Below are 24,319 nucleotides of genomic sequence, written 5' to 3' on the forward strand. Positions count from 1 at the left end.
AGTTGTCATGCAGAGTAAAAAGCCCGATGCGGCACGGTTGGACAAGATCGTGGCCGAAGCGCGCCGCGCCGCCGACCAGCGCGAGAGCGGCTACCGCGAGCGTTCGCTGAAGATGTATCCGTGGGTGTGCGGCCGCTGCATGCGCGAATTTACGCGCGCCAACGTGCAGCAGCTGACGGTGCATCACCGCGACCATAACCACGACAACAATCCGCCCGATGGCAGCAACTGGGAACTGCTGTGCCTGTATTGCCACGATAATGAGCACTCGCGCTACCTGGAAGCGGACCGTGGCGCCGGCCTGCTGTCGGCCGAGGTGGCGCCGGCCACGCACAATCCGTTTGCCGCGCTGGCGGGCCTGATCAAGAAAAAGGACTGAGCGGGCCGCGCCGCTTTCCCATGCGCATCTTGCTGACCGAAGACGACCCGCAGCTGGGCCGCGCCACGCAGATCGGCCTGGAGCAGGGCGGCTACGCCGTCGACTGGGTCACGAGCGCCGAACACGCGCACACGGCCGTGCGCCTGCACGACTATGGCTGCATCCTGCTCGACCTGGGCTTGCCCGGGCAGGACGGCATGCAGGCGTTGGGCGTGCTGCGCGATAACGGCTACAGCGGCGCCGTGCTGGTCGTAACGGCGCGCGACAAGGTAGGAGAACGCATCGCCGGCCTCGACGCGGGCGCCGACGACTTCATCGTGAAACCGTTCGACCTCGACGAGCTGGCCGCGCGCATCCGCAGCGCCTGCCGCCGCGCCGCCGGCCGCCTGCGCGAAAACCTCGTGCACGGCGACCTGGTGCTCGATATCGCGGACCGGCAGGTGACGCAAGGGGGCTTGCCCGTGATGCTGACGGTGAAGGAATTTCGCATCCTGCAACTGCTGCTGGAACACGGCGGCCGCGTGCTGAGCCGGGAACAGCTGGAGAAAAACCTGTACAGCTGGGGAGGCGAGGTGGAAAGCAATGCCGTGCAAGTGCATATCCATCACCTGCGCAAGAAGCTGGGGCGGGACTTGATACGTACCGTGCATGCGATCGGTTATTGCATCGACAAGCCGAAAGCGGCCTGACGAAAAAAAGGCGGCCCGCAGGCCGCCCCCTTGATCAGAAATCGACGGTGGCTGACAGCCACAGACGGCGTCCGTCCAGGCTGTTGACATAGCGGTTGGCGTAGGTCAATGCCGGCGCGCGGTACGGCTGGTAGTCGATGAAGTCCTTGTTGAGCAGGTTGTACACGGCCGCGTTCAGGGTGACGCGCTTGTTCAGCTGGTAGCTGCTGCCCAGGTGCAGCATGGTGTAGCCCTTGTAGTCGCCCAGCGCGGCCTTGGCGGCGCGCGTGGAAGCCGAGGTGCCCGGATCGCGGAAGCGCTCGCTGCGGTATTCGGCGCGCAGCCAGCCATTCCAGTCGCGCGAGATATCCCACGACAGGCGTGCATTGACGGCGTGCTTGGGCGTGTCGCTCAGGGGCTTGCCCGCGTTGCTGCCACTCTTCTGTTCGCTTTCCGTGTAGGTGTAGTTGGCGCTGGCCGACAAGGTCTTGCCCAGCGGGAAGCGCGTGTTCAGCTCGACGCCGCGTGTGACGGCCTCATCCACGTTGACCGACTGGCCAAACGCATCGACGTTGGGCCAGTTGCCGAAGCTGACGCAGCCGGGACGGTTCGGCGACGGGCGGTAGTCGCAGTTGACGAGGCCCGTGCCCGTCGTGATCTTGTCCTTGAATGCGTTGTTGAACACGGTGCCGCTGGCGGTCCAGCCGGCCAGGTTGTCGAAGTAGGCGCCGATTTCCGTGGTCGTGCTCGTTTCCGGCTTCAAGTCCGGGCTGCCGACGAGAGGGATCGTGCCCTGGCCGCCAAAACCGTTGATGCCGGGCGACAGTTGTTCCACGCGCGGCGTCTTGTAGCCCTTGCTGACGCCGCCCTTGACGGTCCAGCTCGGCGTCGCGTTCCACACGGCATACGCGCGGGGGCTGGTCTGGCCGCCGAAGATGCTGTGATCGTCATAGCGGGCGCCGAAGGTCAGCGCGACGTTCTCCAGCACTTGCCATTCGTCTTCCACGAACAGGGCTTTTTGCGTGAACTCGAATGTCTTTGGCGCCACGCCATCCGTCATTTCCGCCTTCCACCATTGCGCGCCGACGGTCGCCATGTGCTTGCCTAATGGCATGACCAGCTTGGTGTCGAACACCTGGCTTTCCACTTCCAGCGTGCGCGCGCTGCCGGCCACGGCGCCGGGCGTGCCTGGCGGAATCGTGCGGCCCAGGGTTTCCGTCTTGTTCACCATGTAGCTGCTGTCGAGGGTGCCGAAGCCGAAGCGGCCCGTGTGCGACAGGGTCCACTGGTCGCGCTTGTATTTCTGTTCCGGGCCGTAGCCGCCTTGCACAGTCTTGGTGCCGAGCTGGCCCTTCGAATTATCGTAGGTCTGGCGGCCTGCGTCGGCGTCGAGGATGACGGTGTGGTAGCGGTTTGGCGTAAAGGCCAGGCGCGCGCCGAAGTTTTCAATGTCCGCACGCACGGGGTTGGCGCCCATGCTGGCGGTCGTATTCCCGCCGGCCGCATTCGGGTAGCGGATATTGGCCGCGTCGCGGCGCTGCTTGCTGCCGCGCAGGGACAGGCCCAGCAGGTCGGTAGCGATGGGGCCACTCAGGTAGAAACGGCCGGCCTTGACGTCGCCGAAGTCCGATTCCTGCTGCGCGGTGTAGTCGGCCGAGACGGAGCCCATCCACTGCTTGCCCACCTTGCGCGTGATGATGTTGATGACGCCGCCCATGGCGTCCGAGCCGTACAGGGTCGACATGGGGCCGCGGATGATTTCGATGCGCTCGATGGCGGCCAGCGGCAGCATGAAGCTCGTCTGCGTGCCGCCGAAGCCGTTCGGCGTGACGTTGCCGGCCGCGTTCTGGCGGCGACCGTCGATCAGTACCAGCGTGTAGTCGCTGGGCATGCCGCGGATGCTGATGTTCATGCCGCCCGTCTTGTCGCCCGCCGCGCCCACGTCGATGCCTTCCACGCTTTCCAGCGCCTGCGTCAGGTTGCCGAAGCGCTCCTTCGACAGCTCTTCGCGCGTCAGCACCGTGATCGAGGCGGGCGCCTGCTTGATGTCCTGCTCGAAACCGGCGGCGGAAACGACCACTTCGGGCATGCTGGCAGGCGCGCCCGTCTGGGCGTGCGCGGGCAGGCAGGACAGGGCGGCCAAGGCCAGGGCCAGGGTGGTGGGGCGCGGCAGGCGCGCGCGGCGGGTACTGTTGGACATGCAAACTCCTGGGGGTTAATTAGTTATTGGTCTGTATTACCGATGTAATGGGAATCATGAAAGCAATAAGAATCATTTACAATTGCGGTCATGGCTATCCACAAAATATGTCGCTCCGGATCTTGCGCAGAAGTTCTTAAGAGATTCTTAACGGCTGGCGGCGGCGTGAAAACCTGGTCCTTGCGGCGTACCTTGCTGGCCGTGCTGCTGGGCCTGACTCTGTCCCTGTGGGTGGGCAGCGCCGCCATCGTGTACGTGGAAGCGCGCCGCGAAAGCCAGGAATTGTTCGACCAGTCGCTGACCGAAACGGGCCATCTGCTGCTGTCGCTGGTGGAAAAGGATGCGCGCGAACACGGCTTGACGGGGCCCATCGACCTGCCCCTGCGCGGCCAGCCGAATCCCCACCAGTATTTGCTGTTCAAGGTGCGCGACGCGCAGCAGCGCGTCCTGTACCGCAATGACGCGGCGTCCGACATCGCCCTGTCGCGCAGCGCGCCGGACGGCCTGTCCTGGACCAGCATCGGCGGCCAGCGCTGGCGGTTGTTTTCGCTGTGGGACCCGCAGCGCACTTTGCAACTGCTGGTGGCCGAGCCGACCAGCCACCGCGACGACATCAGCCGCGGCTTCTTTTACCGCATCGCGCTGTTTGGCCTGCTGCTGGTGGCGCTGGCCACGATTGCCATCTGGTGGAGCATCCACCGCGTGTTTCGCGTGCTGCAGGCGTGCGCCGATGAAGTGTCGGCGCGCACGCCCGATGAACTGGCCGACGTCAGGCTCGCGGGCGCGCCCGCCGAGCTGCATCCGCTGCTGCTGGAAATAAACCGCCTGTTCGGCAGGGTGCGGCAAAGCCGCGACAACGAGCAGCGCTTCACGGCCGATGCGGCGCACGAATTGCGCACGCCGCTGGCCGCCATCAAGACCAATCTGCAAGTGCTGCAGCGGGCCCGCAGCGCGGACGAACGCGAGGAATTCATCGCCGCCCTGGGCGCCAGCGTGGAGCGCGCCACGCGCCTCGTCAACCAGTTGCTGGCGCTGGCGCGGCTCGATCCGCAGTCGCAAGCGGAGACGGCGCTGGCGCCGGGCGACCTGACGCACCTGCTGGCGCAGCAGGGCGCGCAATGGCAGGCGCTGGCCGCGCCGTACGGGCTGTCGCTGAGCGTGAACATGGCGCCGGCGCCGTGCGCGCTGCACGCGGACAGCCTGCAGCTGCTGCTGCGCAACCTGGTCGACAATGCCCTGCGCTACACGCCGGCACCGGGCTTTGTGGCCGTCAGCTGCGGCGTGGAGAATGGGCGCAGCTGCCTGCGCGTGGCCGATACGGGACCGGGCATCGCTCAGGAATGGCACGAGCGCGCGTTCGAGCGCTTCGTGCGCCTGGGTGGCGGGCAGTTGCCGGGCAGCGGCCTGGGACTGTCCATCGTGCGCCGCATCGCCGAGCGGCATGGGGCGCACATCGTGCTTGGCACGGGCTTGCAGGGCAGGGGGCTGGCGGTGACGCTCGTGTTTCCCGCGCCTGGCGTGGCCAACGGCTGCGCGATCCGATAGCGATAAAACGCACAAGACGGATGCGGAATGCGGTATCTTTCTGTTATGCACAGCCCACACCAGCACACGCCTCCCGACATCCCTTCCTTATCCCTGGCCGCCGCGCGCGCCTTGCACCTGGCCGCGCAGGGCCTGCTGCAGGCGCGCCGCAAGAAAGCCGTGAAGGCCGACGTGCTGGCCGCCATCCGCCAGATGGGCGTGCTGCAGATCGACACCATCCACGTGGTGGCGCGCAGCCCGTATCTGGTGTTGTGGAGCCGGCTGGGCGACTATCCGCAGCCATGGCTCGAGCAATTGCTGGCCGAGGGTGCGCTGTTCGAATACTGGGCGCATGAAGCGTGCTTCGTGCCCATCGAAGACTATGGCTTGTACCGCCACCGCATGCTGGACCCGGCCGCCATGGGCTGGAAGTATTCCGTCAAATGGATGTCCGAGCAGGGCGACGCCGTCGCTTCCGTGCTCGAACATATCCGCGCCAACGGCGCTGCGCGCTCGGCCGATTTCGAGCGCACGGATGGCAAGGCAGGCGGCTGGTGGAGCTGGAAGCCGGAAAAGCGCTCGCTCGAAGTACTGTTCACGTCGGGCGTGCTGATGATCGCCAAGCGCCATCAGTTCCAGCGTTATTACGACCTGGCCGAACGTGTTTTGCCGGGCTGGCACGACGGCTTGCTGCCGACCGAAGAACAGGTGCGCCGGCGCCTGCTGCTGGCCAGCGTGAAGGCGCTGGGCCTGGCGCGGGCCAGCTGGATCAGTGACTACTTCCGCACGAAACAGCCACGCGCCAGCCTGACGCATGATTTGCAGGCGCTGGCGGATGAGGGCGCGCTGCTGCGCTGTACGGTCGACGGCTGGATGGACGCCGTGTACGTGCATGCCGGGCATGGGGAGTTGCTGCGCGACGCGGCTGCCGGCAAGCTGGCGCCCACCCTGACGACGATTTTATCTCCGTTCGACCCCGTCGTCTGGGACCGGCGCCGCGCGCTGGAATTGTTCGGCTTCGACTACCGGCTCGAGTGCTATACGCCCGCTGAAAAACGCCGCTATGGCTATTTCAGCTTGCCGATCTTGCGGCGCGGCGCGCTCGTGGGGCGGATGGACGCCAAGGCGCACCGCGCGCAGGGGCGCTTCGAGATCAAGTCGCTGGCGCTGGAGGACGGCGTGCGCGTCAGCCCCCGCCTGGTGCAGGACGTGGCCGGCGCCGTGCGGCGCCTGGCGCTGTGGCATGCCTGCCCGCAGGTCGAGATAGCCCAGGCGCAGCCGGCCGCTTTTGGCGCGCTGCTGGCCGAGGCGCTGCAAGACGGCGATGCCGCCGCAAGGCGGGCCGCATGATGCTGCCGCCGGCTCCCTCCCATCTGCTCGGCGCGGACGGCCAGCCATGTTTTGGCCGCTACACGGGCCAGCTGGACGCCTTCGACTGGGCCGCGCTGGCGCCGCCGCACGCGCGCGGCGCCTTGTGGCGGCTGTTCCACCACAAGCGCTGGCATTACGTGGCCCTGTCGACACCGGCCGTATTTTGCGGCGTGGCCATCGTCGACCTGGGCTGGACCAGCACGGCGTTCGCGTATGCCTTCGACCGCCACAAGGGCAAGATCGTGGCGACCTTTTCGCAGGATGGCATCCCCGGCCTGTGCGCGTCGGTGGCGCCGCATGCGGGCGCGAGCAGCCGTTTCCGTTTTTTGTCGCACAAGATCAGCATCGAGGCGCAGCCGCAGCAGCGCTGCCGTCTGCGGCTCGATTGCGGCCATTTCGGCATCGATGCGGAATGGGGCCCGCCCGTGGCGCCCACCTTGCTGGCCATCGGCCCCGTGGGCGAGGGCGGCAGCGTGCATGCGACGCAAAAGTCGGGCGGCTTGCCCTTGTGGGGCACCGTGCGCTGCGGCGCCGTCGGCTACAGTCTGGACGACGGCGTGGCCAGCTTCGATTATTCGAACGGGCTGCTGGCGCGCGAGACGGAATGGCGCTGGGCTTCGGCGCACAGCCTGGACCTCGGTTTCAATCTGCAGGCCGGCTATTTCGGCGCGCATGAAAACGCGCTCTGGCTCGATGGCCAGCTGTATGCGCTGGGCCGCGCGCATTTCGACTTCAATCCCGATAATCCGCTGGCGCCGTGGCATGTGTGGACGGACGACGATCTGCTGGACCTGCACTTCAAGCCGGAAGGCGCGCGGCGCGAAGACAAAAACCTGTGGATCGCCGCCAGCCGCTACATCCAGCCCATCGGCACGTTCAGCGGCTGGGTGCGCACCAGCGCGGACTCTCCCAAGCGCATCGTGGCGCAGCTGGCGGGCGTGACGGAAAGCCACCGCTCGCGCTGGTAAGCATGCTTTTTCGCGAAACACATCGCAAGGTCAAATTTATTTGCCTGCGCATCCTTTACACTGGCGCACAGTCGCTCCGGCAAACCATGAGGCCAGAACATGAGTATCCGTAATCTCGACAAGCTGTTCAAGCCGGCCTCGGTGGCCCTGATCGGTGCCACGGCGCGCGAGCGCAAGCTGGGCGCCATCGCCCTGTACAACCTGCTGGGCGGCGGCTACCAAGGGGAAATCTGGCCCGTCAATCCCAAGTACGACGAGCTGATGGGCCTGAAATGCTACCGCAAGCTGGCGCACTTGCCCAAGGCGCCGGACCTGGCCATCATCTGCACGCCGCCCGCCACCATCACGGCGCTGATCCGCGAACTGGGCGCGCTGGGCACGCGCGCGGCCATCGTCATGACGTCGGGCCTCGATCCCGTGCGCGAGCAGTCGCTGCGCCTGGCCATGCTGAAGGCGGCCAAGCCGCATTTGCTGCGTATCCTGGGGCCGAACAGCATGGGCCTGCTGGTGCCGAAGCTGGGCTTGAACGCCAGCTTCGCCCATGTCGGCGCGACGAGCGGCAAGATCGCCTTCGTGTCGCAATCGGGCGCGCTCGTGTCGGGCGTGCTCGATTGGGCCAGTGCGCACGGCGTGGGCTTTTCCAAGTTCATTTCGCTCGGCACCAGCTACGACATCGATTTCGGCGACCTGCTCGACTACCTGGCCGGCGACGTCGACACGGCCGCCATCCTGCTGTACATGGAAGACATCCAGGCGGCGCGCAAATTCATGTCGGCCGCGCGGGCGGCCGCGCGCAGCAAGCCCGTCATCGTCCTGAAAGCGGGGCGCGAGGCGGAAGGCGCGGCCATGGCGGCCTGGCATACGGGCGCGCTGGCCGGCTCGGACGCCGTGTACGACGCGGCCATCCGCCGCGCCGGCATGCTGCGCGTGTATTCGGCCGAGGAACTGTTCGACGCCGTGGAAACCTTGACGCATATCCGCTCGCAGCGCGGCGAGCGCCTGGCGATCCTGTGCAACGGCGGCGGCCTGGGCGTGATGGCGACCGACGCGCTGGTGGGCAGCGGCGGCAAGCTGGCCGAGCTGTCGCCCGATACCGTGATCGCGCTGGAAAAGGCGCTGCCACGCGGCTGGTCGCACGACAACCCCGTCGGCTTGCCCGGCGACGCGGCCGTGCAGCGCTATGCCGACGCCATCAAGCCGCTGCTCGACGAGCCGCAGGCGGACGCCTTGCTGCTGCTGCACGCGCCCACGGCCATGGTCTCGTCGATCGACATCGCCGAAGCCGTCACGCCGCTGATCAAGGCCACCTCGCGCACGGTGCTGTCATGCCTGCTGGGCGGCACCACGGTGGCGCCCGCGCGCCAGGTCTTCAACCGGGCCGGCATTCCCACCTACGACACGCCGGAAAAGGCCGTGCATGGCTTCATGCAGATCGTGCAGTACCGGCGCAACCAGGAAACCCTGATGCAGGTGCCGGCGCAGCTGCCCATGTCGGCGACGCCGCGCCGCGCGCGCGTGCGCGAAATCGTCGCCGCCGCGCTGGCGGCCGGCCAGACGGTGCTCGGCGAATGCCGCTCGAAAGAGATTCTTGCCGCCTACGGCATTCCCGTCGCCACCACGCGCATGGCGGCCGACGTGGAAGAGGCGCTGGCCGTGGCGGCCGACATCGGCTATCCCGTCGCGCTGAAGATCCATTCGCCCGACATCGCCCACAAATCCGACGTGGGCGGCGTGGCGCTCGACCTCGACACGCCCGACATACTGCGCACGGCCGCCGCCGCCATGGAGAAGCGCGTGCGCCGCATGCGCCCCGACGCGCTGATCGACGGCTTCACGGTGCAGCAGATGGCGCGCCGGCCGCAATCGCATGAACTGATCGTCGGCGTCACGACGGACGCCGCCTTCGGCCCCGTGATCCTGGTGGGGCAGGGCGGCATCGCCGTGGAAGTGACGGCCGATCACGCCATCGGCCTGCCGCCGCTGAACATGGTGCTGGCGCGCGACATGCTGGCGCGCACGCGCGTGTCGAAACTGCTGGCCGGCTACCGCAACCAGCCGCCGGCCGACATCGACGCCATCTGCTACACCTTGATCCAGGTGGCCGAACTGGTGGCCGACATCGGCGAACTGGCCGAACTCGACATCAACCCGCTGGTGGCCGACGCCGACGGCGTGATCGCCCTCGACGCGCGCATCCGCCTGCAGCCCGGGCAAAAGAGCGACCGCCTGGCCATCCGCCCGTATCCGCAGGAGCTGGAAGAGCAGGTGACGTGGATGGAGCAATCGATTCTGCTGCGCCCCATCCGTCCCGAGGATGCGCCGCAGCACATGGACCTGTTCCACGCGCTGGACCCGGACGACGTGCGCCTGCGCTTCTTCACGTCCATGCGCGAGCTGCCCGTGTCGCAGCTGGCGCGCCTGACGCAGATCGACTACGACCGCGCCATGGCTTTTATTGCCACCCACACGGGCCCGGACGGCAAGCCGGAAACCCTGGGCGTGGTGCGCGCCGTGGCCGACCCGGACAATATCCACGCCGATTTCGCCATCGCCGTGCGCTCGGCCCTGAAGGGCAAGGGGCTGGGCCACATCCTGTTCGAGAAGCTCGTCGACTATTTCCGCAGCCGGGGCACGGAAGCGCTGGTGGGCGAGGCCATGGCGCGCAACAAGGGCATGCAGCGGCTCGTGAAAAGTTTTGGCGGCGAAGTCACGCCATCGGAAGAGCCCGGCGTCGTCAACCTGCATATCGGCCTGCGCGCGCCGTAAAAGAAAGCGCGGCTGGCCCGCCGCGGGTTTGTGCAGGATCAAACCGGGCCCTGTCGGTAGTCTTTACACTTTCACTTCCAGGATGATATATCCGGCACGCTTTGGGAGTGAGTGCATGCTTACGGCAACATATATATTGGTGTCCCTGTCGGTGGAACAGTCCAGCATTCGCATGAGCCTGCTGGCCTTTCAGAAGTACATGCACGTGCAGCTGCGCCAGCAAAGTAGGCTGAGCCTGACGCAACTGCAGTATGCGGGCGACTGGCTGAACCGGCTGTACCAGGGCGGTTACTGGCGCAAGGTGGAGATGTATCTGATCCCCGCCATCCGCCAGGCCACGCCGCATGCGGACGGTTTGCTCAATGAGCTCAACGGCTTGAACCACGCGGCGCTGGAAAGCATCAATGTCGTGCAGCAGCGCGCGGGCGCCGTCCTCGACCATTCCGAATTGCAGGCCGAGCAGCTGTGCGCGGCCATCGACGCCTTTTGCGGGGCCTTGCTGCAACGCCTGGAAAAAGAAGAGCGCGAGCTGTTCGCGCTGGCGCGCAAGGTCATCGTGGGCGAAGCGTGGTTTGCCATCGCCTACCAGTTCCTCGCCCACGATGCGCGCGCGCAGGAAGCGCGCCGTGGCAAGGCGCAGGTGCTGCCCTTTGTTTTGCCGGCAGCCGGCGGCGCCGCAACGGCGGCGGATGCCGCAGAGTCCGCGCCTCGCGTGCCGCCACAGCCGCTGCGTGCGCAGGCTTGAACGGGTAGCGAGCGCACACCACGCCTGGCGGCATGTGCCTGGGCTGTGATGGCGGCTGGCACCGCTTCATAGGGAAAAGATACAGGGAAAGATTCGCTTTATCCATTTGATAACTTGTTCAGTCCTGTCCGATGCAATACCCCGGGCTTTGTTATGATGGTGGTTTTGATCCACGCGAAACCCGTCATGTTCGAATTTCTCTTCAAGCGTTCTGCCAGCAAGACTGCCGCTCCCGATCCTGTCGTGGCAGAACAGGCCGCCGCCTCGGCGCAGAGCGCATCGCGCCGCGCCGAACAGGTTGCGCGTGCCCATGCCGTGGCGGGCGACGAAGCCGCCGCCGCCGATTTTATTGTTTCCAGTGAATTTGCCGATGCCCGTCTGATCGCGGCCGAACACGTCCATGCCTTGCCCCTGCTGGAAAAAGTCCACCACGCCATGCGCAACACGGACCGCCGCGTGGCCAAGCTGATGCAGGGCCGCATCGACCTGATCCGTCACCAGGCTGCCGAGACGCAGCGCGCCCAGGCCAGCATCGACACGGCCCAGCGCCTGTTGAACGATGAAAAGCTGAGCCCGAACCAGGTAGCCGAGCTGGACCGCCAATGGCAAGTCATCAAGGCCACGCCCGAGCTGGCGACGGCCTTTGCCGCCGCGCGCGCCGCACTGGCCGCCCGCCTGGAAGCGCAAGTGCTGCTGCAGCGCGCCGTGATCGACGCCGTCGCCGCCGCGCGCGCGCTGGCCAGCAATGGCCAGTCCGCCGGCGAGCTGGCGCAGGCGCTGGCCCGTCTCGATGCGGAACATGCGCAGCATGCGCAATCGCCTGAGCGCGCTTCCTTGCCGAAACACCTGGAAACCGATTTCGCGCAGGCACGCGAGCAGGCGCAGTCCGCCTTGCAAGCGCTGCAGCAGCACCAGGCCGTGTTCGATGCGCGCCAGACCGCGCTGGCCGAATGGCAGGCGCAGGACGCCGCCACGCTCGATGCCGATACTCTGAAACGCGCCTGGCAAGCCCTGCCGCGACTGCCCGAGTCGCCATTGTCGGACAGCCTGCAACAGCAATTCGCGGCCCTGCTGGCCAGCGCCCCTGCGCCCGTGCACGCGGCGCCAGAGGCCGCGGCGGCCCATGCCGAGCCTGTATCTATACCTGTATTGCGCAAGCCGCGCCAGGAACACGCGCCCGTGTCGAAGGAAGCGACGGAGCAATTCTTCAAGGTGCTCGACGCCATGGAAGCGGCACTGCAGGATGGCTTGCTGCACGTCGCTTCCGAGCACGACAAGACTTTGCGCGATACCAAACACGGCCGTTTGACGCCGGCGCAAGCGGACCGCCTGGCCCACGTGCGCGGCGAATTCAAGCGCCTGGCCGACTGGGCGCGCTGGGGCGGCAACGTGTCGCGCGAGGAACTGGTCAAGGCGGGCGAGGAATTGCCGGCGCTGGAACTCCCAATGGCCGAACTGGCCAAGAAAGTGGGCAGCCTGCGCGAGCGCTGGAAGTCGCTCGACACCCTGTCCGGCCCCGCGCCCAAGTCGCTGTGGGAACGTTTCGACGCGGCCTGCAGCGTGGCGTATGCGCCGGCGGCCCTGCATTTCAAGCAACTGGCCGAAGAGCGCCACGGCAATGCGGCCAAGGCCCAGGAATTGATCGCGGAAACGGCGGCCCTGGCGGCCGAAGAAAGTACCGACTGGAAACATGTTGCTTCCGCCTCGCAGCGCTTGCGCCAGGCATGGACGCGCCTGGGCACCATCGACCGCAAGGAAAAGAAACGCCTGGACGCGGAATTTGGCGCCGCGCTGGACGCCCTGTCGAAGCCGCTGGAAACGCAGCGCCAGATCGAGACGGCGCGCCGCGAACAATTGATCGTCGAAGTGGGCTTGCTGAAACCATCGGAGCGCAACACGGTCGACATGCTCAAAGCCTTGCAGGATAAATGGCAGGAACTGGCGAAAGCCCTGCCGCTCGAGCGCCGCGCCGAACAGGCGCTGTGGCAGCGTTTCCGCGCCGCCTGCGACGATATCTTCGCCAGGCGCAAGGAAACGGCCCACGCTGCCGACCACGAGCGCCGCGAACACCTGCATGCGCGCGAAGCGCTGTGCGCCGCGCTGGAAACGGCCGTCGTGCCCGAGGGCGACGACAGGGCCCGCACCGCCTTCATCCATCACTTGCTGCGCGACACGCGCGCCGCCTGGAACGCCACGGGTCCCGTGCCGCGCGCCAGCGAAGCGAAGATCGAACAGCGCTACCAGGCGGCCGTCGCTGGCGTGCAAGCACAGGCGGACGCCATCGCCGAACGGGCAGGCGCGGCCCAGGCCAACGCCTTGCGCGACAAGCTGCGCCTGGTGCAATCGCTGGAAGCGGCACTGGCTGATGGTGGTGCCGGCGCCGACGCGCAGGCGTGGAGCGAGCGCTGGAGCGCCTTGCCGCCGCTCGACGCCCAATACGAACGCAGCCTGCAGCAGCGCTTTGCCGCCGCCCAAGGCGCGCTGGGCGAGGGCAGCGCCGCCTACGTCCAGCAATTGCAGGCCAACCAGGAGCGCTTGCTCCATGAAGTCTTGCGCCTGGAAATCGTCGCCGGCGTCGACAGCGGCACCGAATTTGCCCGCGACCGCTTGAAAATGCAGGTGGAAGTGCTGCAATCGTCGCTGAAATCGGGCCAGAAGCCGCTCACGCAAGCGTCGCAGCTGATGCAGCTGTGCGCGATCGCCGCCGCCACCGATGCGCGCACGGCCAGCCGCATCGAAACCTTGCTGCGCCGCATAGGAGGCAACGCCAAATGAGTACCACCGTTCGCGTCCAGCAAGCTGATTTTGACTTGAGTCAAGAAATCGCACAATTGCGTGCAGGCAACCCCAAGGTGGGCGCCGTCGTCGGCTTCGTCGGCACGGTGCGCGACATGAACGAAGGACTGGACGTGGCGGCCATGGAGCTCGAGCACTATCCGGGCATGACGGAAAAGTCCATCGAAACCATCGTCGAGCAGGCACGGGGCCGCTGGTCCCTGTCCGGCGCGCTGGTGATCCACCGTGTAGGGCCCCTGCTGCCGCAGGAGCAGATCGTGCTGGTGGCGGTCTCGTCCGCCCACCGGGGCGAGGCCTTCGCGGCCTGCGAATTCATCATCGACTACCTGAAGACGGAAGCGCCATTCTGGAAGAAGGAAGATACGCCGGAAGGGGCGCGCTGGGTCGATGCGCGCGACAGCGACGAGACGGCACTGGACAAGTGGGCGGCAAAAGCAAGCGCCATTTGAATCGTACGGGCCCCGCACCGTAGCTTTTGCCCAAATGCATCGGTTTTCTGCTTTGTGTATGCTTGAAAAGTACTTCCTCACCCCAATTTGGTTAACAACTAATTAACCGGGAGCGCTTTTCATGCGACAAGACAAACTGACTACCAAGTTACAGGAAGCCCTGGCCGATGCGCAAAGCTTGGCCTTGGGCAACGACAACCCCTATATCGAACCAGTCCATTTGCTGACGGCCCTGCTGAACCAGGACGACGGCGGCGCCCGCTCGCTGTTGCAGCGGGCCGGCGTCAACGTGGGCGGCCTGTCCAAGGCCCTGGGCGCGTCGATCGAACGCTTGCCCAAGGTGTCTGGCACGGGCGGCGACGTGCAGGTCAGCCGCGAATTCGTGGCCTTGCTGAACCTGGCCGACAAGGAATCGCAAAAGGCGGGCGACCAGTTCGTCTCCAGCGAAATGGTCTTGCTGGCCATGACGGACGACAAGTCCGACTGCGGCAAGCTGGCGCGCGAAAACGGCCTGACCCGCAAGGCATTGGAAGCGGCCATCGACGCCGTGCGTGGCGGCAACAAGGTCGACTCGCAGGAGGCCGAAGGCCAGCGCGAAGCCCTGAAAAAATACACCTTGGACCTGACGGAGCGGGCGCGCAAGGGCAAGCTCGACCCTGTGATCGGCCGCGACGATGAAATCCGCCGCACCATCCAGATCCTGCAGCGCCGCAGCAAGAACAATCCCGTGCTGATCGGCGAACCGGGCGTGGGCAAGACGGCCATCGTCGAAGGCCTGGCCCAGCGCATCGTCAATGGCGAAGTACCCGAGTCCCTGAAAGGCAAGCGCGTACTGTCGCTGGACATGGCCGCCTTGCTGGCCGGCGCGAAATTCCGCGGCGAATTCGAGGAGCGCCTGAAATCCGTGCTCAAGGAACTGGCCATGGATGAAGGGCAGACCATCGTCTTCATCGACGAGATGCACACCATGGTGGGCGCGGGCAAGGCCGAAGGCGCGATGGACGCGGGCAATATGCTCAAACCTGCGCTGGCGCGCGGCGAACTCCATTGCGTGGGCGCCACCACGCTTGACGAGTACCGCAAGTACATCGAGAAGGATGCGGCGCTGGAACGACGCTTCCAGAAAGTGCTCGTCGACGAGCCGACCGTGGAGGCGACGATCGCCATCCTGCGCGGCTTGCAGGATAAATACGCGCTGCACCACAAGGTGGAGATCACGGACGCGGCCATCATCGCGGCCGCCGAGCTGTCGCACCGCTACATCACGGACCGTTTCTTGCCCGACAAGGCGATCGACCTGATCGATGAAGCGGCGGCGAAGATCAAGATCGAGATCGATTCGAAGCCGGAAGTGATGGACAAGCTGGAACGCCGCCTGATCCAGCTGAAGATCGAGCGCGAAGCCGTCAAGAAGGAAAAGGACGAAGCATCGTTGCGCCGTCTGGGCCTGATCGAGGAAGAGATCGTCAAGCTGCAGCGCGAATACAATGACTTCGAGGAAATCCTGAAGGCGGAAAAAGCCGTGGTGCAAGGCAGCACGCACATCAAGGAAGAGATCGAGAACGTCAAGCTGCAGATGGAGCAGGCCACGCGCGAGAGCAACTGGCAGAAAGTGTCGGAGCTGCAGTATGGCAAGCTGCCGCAGCTGGAAGCCCAGCTCAAGCAGGCTGACAGCGGCATCCCGAAACTCGACCCTGACCAGCCGAAGCTGCTGCGCACGGAAGTGGGCGCCGAGGAAATCGCCGAAGTGGTGTCGCGCGCGACGGGCATACCCGTGTCGCGCATGATGCAGGGCGAGCGCGACAAGCTGCTGCACATCGAAGAGAAGCTGCATGAGCGCGTCGTGGGCCAGGATGAGGCGATCACGGCCGTGGCGGACGCCATCCGCCGCTCGCGCGCCGGCTTGAGCGATCCGAACCGTCCGTACGGTTCCTTCATGTTCCTGGGGCCGACGGGTGTCGGCAAGACGGAATTGAGCAAGGCGCTGGCGACCTTCCTGTTCGATACGGAAGAATCGATGATACGCATCGACATGAGCGAGTTCATGGAGAAGCATTCGGTCGCCCGTCTGATCGGCGCGCCACCGGGCTACGTGGGCTACGACGAGGGCGGTTACCTGACGGAAGCCGTGCGCCGCAAGCCCTACAGCGTGATTTTGCTGGACGAAGTGGAAAAGGCGCATGCCGACGTCTTCAACGTGCTGCTGCAGGTGCTCGACGACGGACGCATGACGGACGGCCAGGGCCGCACGGTGGACTTCAAGAATACCGTCATCATCATGACCTCGAACCTGGGTTCGCATAAAATCCAGGCCATGGAAAGCGATGATCCCGGCGTCGTGAAGCTGGCCGTGATGGCCGAGGTACGCTCGCACTTCCGTCCCGAGTTCGTCAACCGCATCGACGAAATCGTCGTGTTCCACGGCCTCGACGAGAAAAACATCGGCGCGATCGCGAAGATCCAGCTCAAAATTCTCGAAGAACGCCTGGCGCGCATGGACATGCAGCTGAGCCTGACGGACGCGGCCCTGCAGCAAATCGCCGAAGCGGGCTATGACCCGGTGTATGGCGCCCGTCCTCTGAAGCGGGCGATCCAGCAGCAGATCGAAAATCCGCTGTCGAAGCTGATCCTGGAAGGCAGGTTCGGCCCGAAAGACGAGATCCGCATCGACGCCCAGAACGGCAACCTGGTGTTTACGGGTGCGCAGGTGGGGCTGGATAAGGTGTAATTCGTGCCCCCAACGGCGAAAGGCTGGGGTCGGACCCTCAGGGTCCGACCCCGGTCTTCGCTTTTGGGTTGAATCTTAGCAAGGGCGCAATCGGGCTAGACCTGATCGCGCCCTTCTTGCTATCATCGGCACTATTTTCTGACTAATTCCGGAGGCGGTACGATGGCAAACACATGGCAAGCAGGGCGGCGCATTGGAGTGGGACTGGCCTTGGCGGCGGCCGTACTGGCCTTGCCTGCGCACGCTCAGGCCCAGGAAGAGAAAGTCCTGAACATCTATAACTGGTCGGACTATATCGGCGACGATACGATCAAGAATTTTGAGAAGGAAACGGGCATCAAGGTACGCTACGACGTTTTCGACAATAACGAAATCCTCAATGCGAAACTGGTGGCGGGCAAGTCCGGTTACGATATCGTCGTGCCGACGGCCCAGTGGGCGCGGCTGCAGATCGATGCGGGCCTGCTGCGCAAACTCGACAAGAGCAAGCTGACGAACCTGGGCAACCTGGACCAGAACCTGCAGGCCAAGCTGGCGAAGATCGATCCGAACAACGATTACCTGGTCGACTGGCTGTGGGGCTACACGACGGTGGGCATCAACGTCAACAAGGTCAAGGCCGCGCTGGGCGGCATGCCCATGCCCGACAATGCCTGGGACCTGATCTTCGACCCGAAATATGCGGCCAAGCTGAAATCGTGCGGCGTGTCCTTCCTCGACTCGCCGTCGGAAGTGCTGCCGGCCGCCCTGCAATACCTGGGCAAGCCCGCGTACTCGAAAGCGGCCGCCGACTACCAGGAAGCGGGCAAGGTGCTGCAAGCGATCCGTCCCTACGTAACCCTGTTCAGTTCGTCAGGCTACATCAATGACATGGCCAACGGCTCCGTCTGCGTGGCGCTGGGCTGGTCGGGCGACATCAATATCGCGCGCCAGCGCGCCATCGATGCGAAGAACGGCAACGTGATCCAGGTGCTGGTGCCGAAGACGGCCGCCCTGATGTTCGACACCATGGCGATTCCCGCCGACGCGCCGCACCCGAACAATGCGCACCTGTTCATCAACTATATCCTGCGTCCGCAAGTGCATGCCAGCCTGAGCAACAAGGTGTTCTACGCGAATCCGAATCCGGCCAGCATCAAGTATGTCCGCAAGGACATCGGCGAGAACAAGGCCATCTTCCTGTCGGACGCCGACAAGCAGCGCATGGCCGCGCCGGAAGCGACCACGGCCGATATCCGCCGCTTGATGACGCGCATCTATACGAAGTTCAAAACGGGAGTGTAAGACGGGAGTGTAAAAACGAGGATGGCGCGAGGGACGGGCCTGTTGGGCCGTCGCTGGCGCCATGCGATAGTGCCGAGGTGAGCGCTACTCGTGATAGCGGTCCATCAGCTTATGGTGGCTGCCGCGCATTTCTTCGACCAGTTCAAAGGCGACAAAGCCGATGATGGCGGCGAAGATGGCGATGAAGAGAAAAACGAGGAAGGTGATTAACATGGTCTTTCAGCCGCCGTTGGACGGCCGTCCGCTGGGTTGCTCAATGTGCCAGAGCAGCGCTCCAACACGTAGTTGATGCAATTAAACTCTAGCAGATCGGCAGCGCTTTACAAGGCTGCTGAGTTCTGAACGCCACCAGTATTTGTCCCAGCGCACTTTTTGCGTATTTCAATCCGGGGTCTGTCACTGCGTGATCGGAATGCGTCCCATTGGGACGCATTCCCCCGGCGGGTCTGACCCCGTGGCCTATTTCACGACCAGATCATGCGCCATCACGGCTTTCAGATAAACGCTGATCGGGTCGCCCGGCTCGCGCTGCGAGAACCACCACGCGCTGGCCTTGCGCATTTCCCATTCCTGTTCCTCGCCCGTCAGCAGCAGGGAGGCCGCCTGGCCCAGGGTGGGCTGGTGGCCGACGATGAGCACGGTTTCCTTGCCGCCGGGCCAGTTGGCCGCCTTCAGGATGTCCTCCGCCTCCGCGCCGGGCGCCAGTTCCGGCATCAGCTTGAACTTGCGCCCCAGCGCTTCCGCCGTTTGCAGGGTGCGCAGGGCGGGGCTGACGAGGATACGGCAATTTTCCGGTAGTTGCGAGGCCAGCCATTCCCCCATGCGGCGCGCCTGTTTCTGGCCTTTGACGGTCAGGGCGCGTTCGAGGTCGGGAACGCCCGGCTCGGCTTCTGCGTGTCGCCACAAGATGAGATCCATGCTGTACTCCTCTGTGTAGAATTGCCTATTCGCCGACCTCCGCGCCCGGCGTGCCCAGTGTGTGCATCAGGTATTGCTGGGCGCTGAACGGCGTTTGCTTGCCGCGCGGCTTGCGGCGCGCGTAATGGCCCGTCGGCTCCAGTTCCCATGCATTTGTATTATCCTTCAAATACGGATTCAGGCCTTCGGCGATCACGCGCCGTTTCAGCGCCCGGTCAAGTACGGGGAAAGCCACTTCCACCCTGCGGAACAGGTTGCGGCTCATCCAGTCGGCGCTGGCCAGGTAGACATCGTGCGCCAGGTCGTTGCGGAAATAATAGATGCGGCTGTGCTCGAGGAAACGGCCGATCACGGAGCGCACCTTGATGTTTTCCGACAGGCCAGGCACGCCAGGCTTCAGGGTACAGGCGCCGCGCACGATCAGGTCGATCTTCACGCCATCGGTCGAGGCCGCATACAGGGCGCGGATCACGGATTCATCGACCAGTGCGTTGACTTTCACGATGATGCGCCCGCGCCGGCCCGCACGGGCGATCTTCGCCTCGTTGCGGATTGCCTTGATGATCTCGCTTTGCAGGCCGAACGGCGCCAGCCACAGATGGTTCAGGTTGTGCGGCTTGGTCAGGCTGGTCAGGTGGATGAAGACTTCATTGACTTCCACGGCCAGGTCCTGGTTCGCCGTCAGCAAGCCGAAGTCCGTGTACAGCTTGGTCGTCGTCGGGTGATAGTTGCCGGTGCCCAAGTGGGCATAGAAGCGCAGCGCGCCTTCTTCGCGGCGGATGACGAGCGCCACCTTGGCATGGGTCTTCAGTCCCACGACGCCGTACACGACCTGTGCGCCCGCCTGTTCCAGCTTGTCGGCCCAGTTGATATTGGCTTCCTCGTCGAAACGCGCCATCAATTCCACGATGACGGTCACTTCCTTGCCCATCTTCGCGGCCGTGATCAGCGACTCCATCAAGTCCGAGTTCATGCCCGTGCGGTAAATCGTCTGCTTGATGGCGACGACGGACGGGTCATAGGCGGCGCTGCGGATGAAGTCGATGACGGTCTGGAACGACTGGTACGGGTGGTGCAGCAAGATGTCGTGCTTGCCCAGCGCGGCAAAGATATCGTTGCCGATGGCTTTATGGGCGAGGCCGGGGAAGAACGGCGGGAAGCGCAGCTCCGGTTGCTTCACGTGGTCGATCATTTCCGACAGGCGCACCAGATTGACGGGGCCATTGACACGGTACAGCCTGCTTTGATCCAGGCTGAACTGGTCGAGCAAGAACTGCGACAGTTCTGGCGGGCAATTGCGCGCCACTTCCAGGCGTACGGAAGTGCCGAATTGGCGGCCGACCAGCTCGCCTTTCAGGGCCTGGCGCAGATTCTTGACTTCATCCTCGTCCACCCACAGGTCGCTGTCGCGCGTGACGCGGAATTGCGAATAGGCGATCACCTCGCGCCCGGCGAACAGGTCCGAGATGTGCGCATGGATGACGGACGACAATAAACAGAAGGATACGCCATCGCCGGAGATCTCGTCCGGCAGCTTGATGACGCGCGGCAAGACGCGGGGCGCCTTGACGATGGCGATGGCCGTGCCGCGGCCGAACGCATCCTTGCCGCTCAGCGAGACGATGAAATTGAGACTTTTATTGACCACCTGCGGGAACGGGTGGGCCGGGTCGAGGCCGATGGGCGTCAGCAGGGGCCGCACTTCGCGGTCGAAATACTGCTTGACCCAGGCGCGCTGCGCCTCGTTGCGGTCGCTGTCGCGCAGCAAATGCACGCCCGCTTCGCGCAGGGCCGGCAAGACTTCGCTATTTAATATCTCGTACTGGCGTTCCACCAGCGCATGGCATTCCTTGCCGATGCGCTCCAGGTTGGCCGCCAGGGCAGGGTGGCCGGCCAAGGTGCCGCCGATGCTGCCCGCCGCCAGCAGGCTGGCCACGCGCACTTCGAAGAACTCATCCATATTGCTGCTGACGATGCACAGGTAGCGCAGGCGCTCGAGCAGCGGAATGTTCGGGTCTTCCGCCTGGGCCATCACGCGCCGGTTGAAAGTCAGTTGCGACAGCTCGCGGTCAAGCAGGATGCCCGATTTGGTCACTTCCGTGTGCAGTTCAGGTTTCATATTCTTTTGTCTTTGCAGATAGTTAATTCTAGCCGTATTTCATCATGTATGACGCGTTGTGAGTGTAATCATGAAATATGACGTAAGCGTGACATAAGCTGTCATAAAGCGTCGCCGGCCCTGTCATTTTTCGGGCCGAAAATGGCAGTTCTCGGGGCGTAGGCAATTATTTCAGGATTTTTTGATCATGTCATAAAGCTGTCATATTCGCTTGCTAGACTGCGCAGCATTCAACCGGGACTTTGAGCCCCTAACAACCCTGAGGACTTGATATGCAAATGAAGCAAATGTTCAAATTTATCGTCGTGGGTGCTTCGGCAGCGATGGCATTTTCTTCCGCTTCCGTCATGGCGGCAGATATGACAGGTGCTGGCGCAACCTTCCCGTACCCGATCTACGCCAAATGGGCCGAGACGTACAAAGCCAACACGGGCAACGGCCTGAACTACCAGTCCGTCGGTTCCGGCGCTGGCATCAAGCAAATCAAGGCCAAGACTGTTGAATTCGGCGCCTCGGACATGCCTTTGAAGGCGGAAGAGCTGGAAGAAGCGGGCCTGATGCAATTCCCGGCCATCATGGGCGGCGTGGTCACCATCGTCAACCTGGACGGCGTAGCCCCAGGCCAGCTGAAAATGACGGGTAAAGTCGTCGGCGATATCTACCTGGGCAAGATCACCAAGTGGAGCGCGCCTGAAATCGCCGCTCTGAACAGTGGCGTCAAGCTGCCGGACACGGAAATCACCGTGGTGCACCGCGCCGACGGTTCGGGCACGTCCTTCCTGTTCACCGACTTCCTGTCGAAAACCAATCCGGAATTCAAATCGAAAATCGGCGCTGGCTCGGCTGTGAAATGGGCCGTGGGCGTGGGCGGCAAGGGTAACGAAGGCGTCGCCGCCAACGTACAGCGTATCAAGGGTTCGATCGGCTACGTCGAGTGGGCTTACGCCAAGAAAAACAAGATGTCGCACACCCAGCTGCAAAACAAGGACGGCAACTTCCTGCAGCCTGACGACGAAAACTTCAAGGCAGCAGCCGCTTCGGCACCTTGGACGCAAACCCCAGGCTTCGGCGTGGTCCTGACCGACCAGGCTGGCAAGAACAGCTGGCCGATCACGGGCGTGTCCTTCATCCTGATGCACAAAGTCCAGGCTGACGCCGCCAAGGCAAAAGAAGTGCTGAAATTCTTCGACTGGGCCTACAAAAACGGTGGCGCCGCTGCCGTGGAACTGGACTACGTGCCTATGCCGGCATCGGTCGTGAAACTGGTGCAAGAGTCGTGGAAAGCCAACCTGAAAGACGCATCGGGCAAAGCCATCTATTAATTCGATAGCTTGACCATGTAAGTACCTGACATCCTTGGCCCGCCAGCAGCACGGCGGGGCAGGGAGTTAGCCAGGACCGCCCGCAAGCCCTTGCGGACGGTCCTGGCTAAAGAAGCAACCATAAAACAAGAGTTAACAACAGCAGTACCGGCAGTACCACCCACATCTGGCACAATATGAGCGCACAATCTACCTCCTCCACGATCCCCATGCCAGGCGGCACCATGACCGATTCCATCAGTCACGCGCAAATGCTTTCCACCATGCGCAAGCAGCGCATCCAGGATTTCATGTTCCACAAGGTGACGATGCTGTTCGCCCTGTCGGTGCTGATCGTCCTGGTCGGCATCATCATTTCGCTGATCATGGAATCGATACCGGCCTTCAAGACCTTCGGCCTGCATTTCATCGTTTCGGCCGAGTGGGACCCCGTCAATGACCAGTACGGCGCCCTGATCCCCATCATCGGCACTCTGGTGACGTCCGTCATCGCCTTGCTGATCGCCTTCCCCGTCAGCTTCGGCATCGCCCTGTTCCTCACGGAAATCTGCCCGGCCTGGCTGCGCCGCCCGCTGGGCACGGCTGTCGAGCTGCTGGCCGGCGTGCCATCGATCATCTACGGCATCTGGGGCCTGTTCGTGTTTGCGCCCCTGTTTGCCGACCACGTCCAGCCTCTGCTGAAGGCGACTCTCGGCAACGTGCCCGTCATCGGCCAGCTGTTCAGCGGCCCCATGATGGGCATCGGTCTGCTGACGGCCGGCCTGGTGCTGGCCATCATGATCATCCCCTTCATCGCTTCCGTGATGCGCGACGTGTTCGAGATCGTCCCTGCCGTGCTGAAGGAATCCGCATACGGCCTGGGCTGCACGCGCTGGGAAGTGGTGCGCAAGATCGTCTTGCCATACACCAAGACCGGCGTCGTCGGCGGCGTCATGCTGGGCCTGGGCCGCGCGCTGGGCGAGACCATGGCCGTGACCTTCGTCATCGGCAACGCGAATAAACTGTCGTGGTCGCTGTTTGCCGCCGGTAACAGCATCACTTCGCTGCTGGCGAACGAATTCGGCGAAGCGCAATCGGCGCTGCACGTGTCCTCGCTGTTCTCGCTGGCCCTGATCCTGTTCGTCATCACCTTTATCGTCTTATCCGCCGCCAAGCTGATGCTGGCTGGCATGTCCCGCAAGGAAGGCACGAAATGAGCCAAGTAAGCACTCTCGACGTTCCGGCCAAGCCGGCCATGAACCCCGTCTACCGCAAGCGCCTGCTGATGCACCGCGTCGGCATCGCCCTGTCGGTGGCCGCCATGGCCCTGGGCCTGGCCGTGCTCGTGTGGATACTGTTCACCCTGGTGATCAAGGGTTTCGGCGCCTTGTCCGTCGACCTGTTCACGCAAACGACGCCGGCGCCCGGCAGCGAAGGCGGCGGCTTGATCAATGCCATCGTCGGCAGCGCCCTGATGGTGGCCCTGGCCACCGTCGTCAGCACGCCGATCGGCATTTTGGCCGGCATCTACCTGGCCGAATACGGCGAAGAAAACAAGCTGGCGCAAGTGACGCGTTTTGTGACGGACATCATGCTGTCGGCGCCATCAATCGTCATCGGCCTGTTCGTGTATGCGCTGTACGTGGCGCATGTCAAACACTTCTCCGGTTACGCCGGCGCCATCGCGCTGTCCCTGATCGCCGTGCCCGTGGTCGTGCGCACGACGGACAACATGCTGCGCCTGGTGCCGAACAGCCTGCTGGAAGCCGCGTTCGCCCTCGGCGCGCCGCGCTGGAAGGTTGCCACCCTGGTGCGCTTGCGCGCCGTGAAAGCTGGCGTCATCACCGGCGTCCTGCTGGCATTGGCCCGCATCGCCGGCGAAACGGCGCCGCTGCTGTTCACGGCCCTGAATAACCAGTTCCAAAGCTTCAACATGAATGCACCGATGGCCAACTTGCCGTCCGTCATCGCATCGTTTGCGATGAGCCCGTACGACAACTGGCGCTCGCTGGCCTGGGGCGGCGCACTGCTGATCACCTTCAGCGTGCTGGCCCTGAATATCCTGTCGCGCACCGTGTTCAGCCAAAAAGTCCCTAATTAAAC

At 64.1% G+C, this 24,319-nt stretch carries 18 protein-coding genes; 14 read left to right on the forward strand and 4 right to left on the reverse strand.

Annotated elements, in window-relative coordinates:
* The first annotated feature begins 7 nt into the window (after positions 1–7).
* Both CLU90_RS00535 and CLU90_RS00540 read left to right on the forward strand, forming a co-directional pair.
* On the forward strand, positions 8–379 hold the full coding sequence (locus tag CLU90_RS00535; RefSeq protein WP_034755042.1) for a YajD family HNH nuclease: 372 nt from the start codon (positions 8–10) through the stop codon (positions 377–379).
* Positions 380–399: 20 nt separating this feature from the next.
* Positions 400–1,068: a response regulator gene (locus CLU90_RS00540; protein WP_100426921.1), complete on the forward strand. Its 669-nt coding sequence runs from the start codon at positions 400–402 to the stop codon at positions 1,066–1,068.
* A gap of 34 nt (positions 1,069–1,102) precedes the next feature.
* Here the strand turns inward: CLU90_RS00540 and CLU90_RS00545 are convergent, their stop codons facing one another.
* Positions 1,103–3,247 carry a TonB-dependent receptor domain-containing protein gene (locus tag CLU90_RS00545; protein WP_092712440.1) on the reverse strand — a complete coding sequence of 715 codons (2,145 nt, stop codon included), beginning with the start codon at positions 3,245–3,247 and terminating at the stop codon, positions 1,103–1,105.
* A gap of 165 nt (positions 3,248–3,412) precedes the next feature.
* Here CLU90_RS00545 and CLU90_RS30055 point away from each other — a divergent pair, with 165 nt between their 5' ends.
* The 9 genes from CLU90_RS30055 to CLU90_RS00590 all read left to right on the forward strand — a co-directional run bounded on the left by CLU90_RS30055 (position 3,413) and on the right by CLU90_RS00590 (position 17,878).
* Positions 3,413–4,792 carry a sensor histidine kinase gene (locus CLU90_RS30055; RefSeq protein WP_269799987.1) on the forward strand — a complete coding sequence of 460 codons (1,380 nt, stop codon included), beginning with the start codon at positions 3,413–3,415 and terminating at the stop codon, positions 4,790–4,792.
* A gap of 45 nt (positions 4,793–4,837) precedes the next feature.
* Entirely contained in the window at positions 4,838–6,121 is a 1,284-nt protein-coding gene (locus tag CLU90_RS00555) for a winged helix-turn-helix domain-containing protein (protein ID WP_092712444.1), read from the forward strand.
* Positions 6,118–7,110 (forward strand): DUF2804 domain-containing protein, encoded by a 993-nt coding sequence (locus tag CLU90_RS00560; RefSeq protein WP_100426922.1) that lies wholly within the window; start codon positions 6,118–6,120, stop codon positions 7,108–7,110. Before CLU90_RS00555 ends, CLU90_RS00560 begins: the two co-directional genes overlap by 4 nt.
* 99 nt (positions 7,111–7,209) lie before the next feature.
* Positions 7,210–9,876 (forward strand): bifunctional acetate--CoA ligase family protein/GNAT family N-acetyltransferase, encoded by a 2,667-nt coding sequence (locus tag CLU90_RS00565; protein ID WP_198511116.1) that lies wholly within the window; start codon positions 7,210–7,212, stop codon positions 9,874–9,876.
* A gap of 115 nt (positions 9,877–9,991) precedes the next feature.
* The gene (locus CLU90_RS00570) at positions 9,992–10,621 is read left to right on the forward strand and encodes a hypothetical protein (protein ID WP_157808696.1); all 630 of its coding nucleotides are present in this window, start codon (positions 9,992–9,994) and stop codon (positions 10,619–10,621) included.
* Positions 10,622–10,807: 186 nt separating this feature from the next.
* Positions 10,808–13,396 (forward strand): DUF349 domain-containing protein, encoded by a 2,589-nt coding sequence (locus CLU90_RS00575; RefSeq protein WP_100429338.1) that lies wholly within the window; start codon positions 10,808–10,810, stop codon positions 13,394–13,396.
* Positions 13,393–13,866 carry a molybdopterin synthase catalytic subunit MoaE gene (moaE, locus tag CLU90_RS00580; protein ID WP_100426924.1) on the forward strand — a complete coding sequence of 158 codons (474 nt, stop codon included), beginning with the start codon at positions 13,393–13,395 and terminating at the stop codon, positions 13,864–13,866. Before CLU90_RS00575 ends, moaE begins: the two co-directional genes overlap by 4 nt.
* A 121-nt stretch (positions 13,867–13,987) precedes the next feature.
* The gene (gene clpB / locus CLU90_RS00585) at positions 13,988–16,594 is read left to right on the forward strand and encodes an ATP-dependent chaperone ClpB (RefSeq protein WP_100426925.1); all 2,607 of its coding nucleotides are present in this window, start codon (positions 13,988–13,990) and stop codon (positions 16,592–16,594) included.
* Between the two features lie 162 nt (positions 16,595–16,756).
* A complete protein-coding gene (locus CLU90_RS00590; protein ID WP_092712453.1) occupies positions 16,757–17,878 on the forward strand; it encodes a polyamine ABC transporter substrate-binding protein in 1,122 nt (373 codons plus the stop codon).
* A gap of 84 nt (positions 17,879–17,962) precedes the next feature.
* Here the strand turns inward: CLU90_RS00590 and CLU90_RS30060 are convergent, their stop codons facing one another.
* The 3 genes from CLU90_RS30060 to ppk1 all read right to left on the reverse strand — a co-directional run bounded on the left by CLU90_RS30060 (position 17,963) and on the right by ppk1 (position 20,915).
* Entirely contained in the window at positions 17,963–18,091 is a 129-nt protein-coding gene (locus CLU90_RS30060; protein ID WP_256267160.1) for a hypothetical protein, read from the reverse strand.
* A 246-nt stretch (positions 18,092–18,337) separates the two neighbouring features.
* Positions 18,338–18,796, reverse strand: a complete 459-nt coding sequence (gene sixA / locus CLU90_RS00595; RefSeq protein WP_100426926.1) for a phosphohistidine phosphatase SixA — start codon at positions 18,794–18,796, stop codon at positions 18,338–18,340.
* Positions 18,797–18,821: 25 nt separating this feature from the next.
* Entirely contained in the window at positions 18,822–20,915 is a 2,094-nt protein-coding gene (gene ppk1 / locus CLU90_RS00600) for a polyphosphate kinase 1 (protein ID WP_092712455.1), read from the reverse strand.
* A 272-nt stretch (positions 20,916–21,187) separates the two neighbouring features.
* Between ppk1 and pstS the strand changes: the two genes are divergently transcribed.
* The 3 genes from pstS to pstA all read left to right on the forward strand — a co-directional run bounded on the left by pstS (position 21,188) and on the right by pstA (position 24,317).
* On the forward strand, positions 21,188–22,237 hold the full coding sequence (pstS, locus tag CLU90_RS00605; RefSeq protein ID WP_092712457.1) for a phosphate ABC transporter substrate-binding protein PstS: 1,050 nt from the start codon (positions 21,188–21,190) through the stop codon (positions 22,235–22,237).
* Between the two features lie 224 nt (positions 22,238–22,461).
* Positions 22,462–23,433 (forward strand): phosphate ABC transporter permease subunit PstC, encoded by a 972-nt coding sequence (pstC, locus tag CLU90_RS00610; RefSeq protein ID WP_232731033.1) that lies wholly within the window; start codon positions 22,462–22,464, stop codon positions 23,431–23,433.
* Positions 23,430–24,317: a phosphate ABC transporter permease PstA gene (pstA, locus tag CLU90_RS00615; protein ID WP_092712462.1), complete on the forward strand. Its 888-nt coding sequence runs from the start codon at positions 23,430–23,432 to the stop codon at positions 24,315–24,317. The genes pstC and pstA overlap by 4 nt, the downstream gene beginning before the upstream one ends.
* Positions 24,318–24,319: the final 2 nt, after the last annotated feature.

Origin of the sequence: Janthinobacterium sp. 67 (genome assembly GCF_002797895.1) — a bacterium.
Classification (GTDB): domain Bacteria; phylum Pseudomonadota; class Gammaproteobacteria; order Burkholderiales; family Burkholderiaceae_D; genus Janthinobacterium.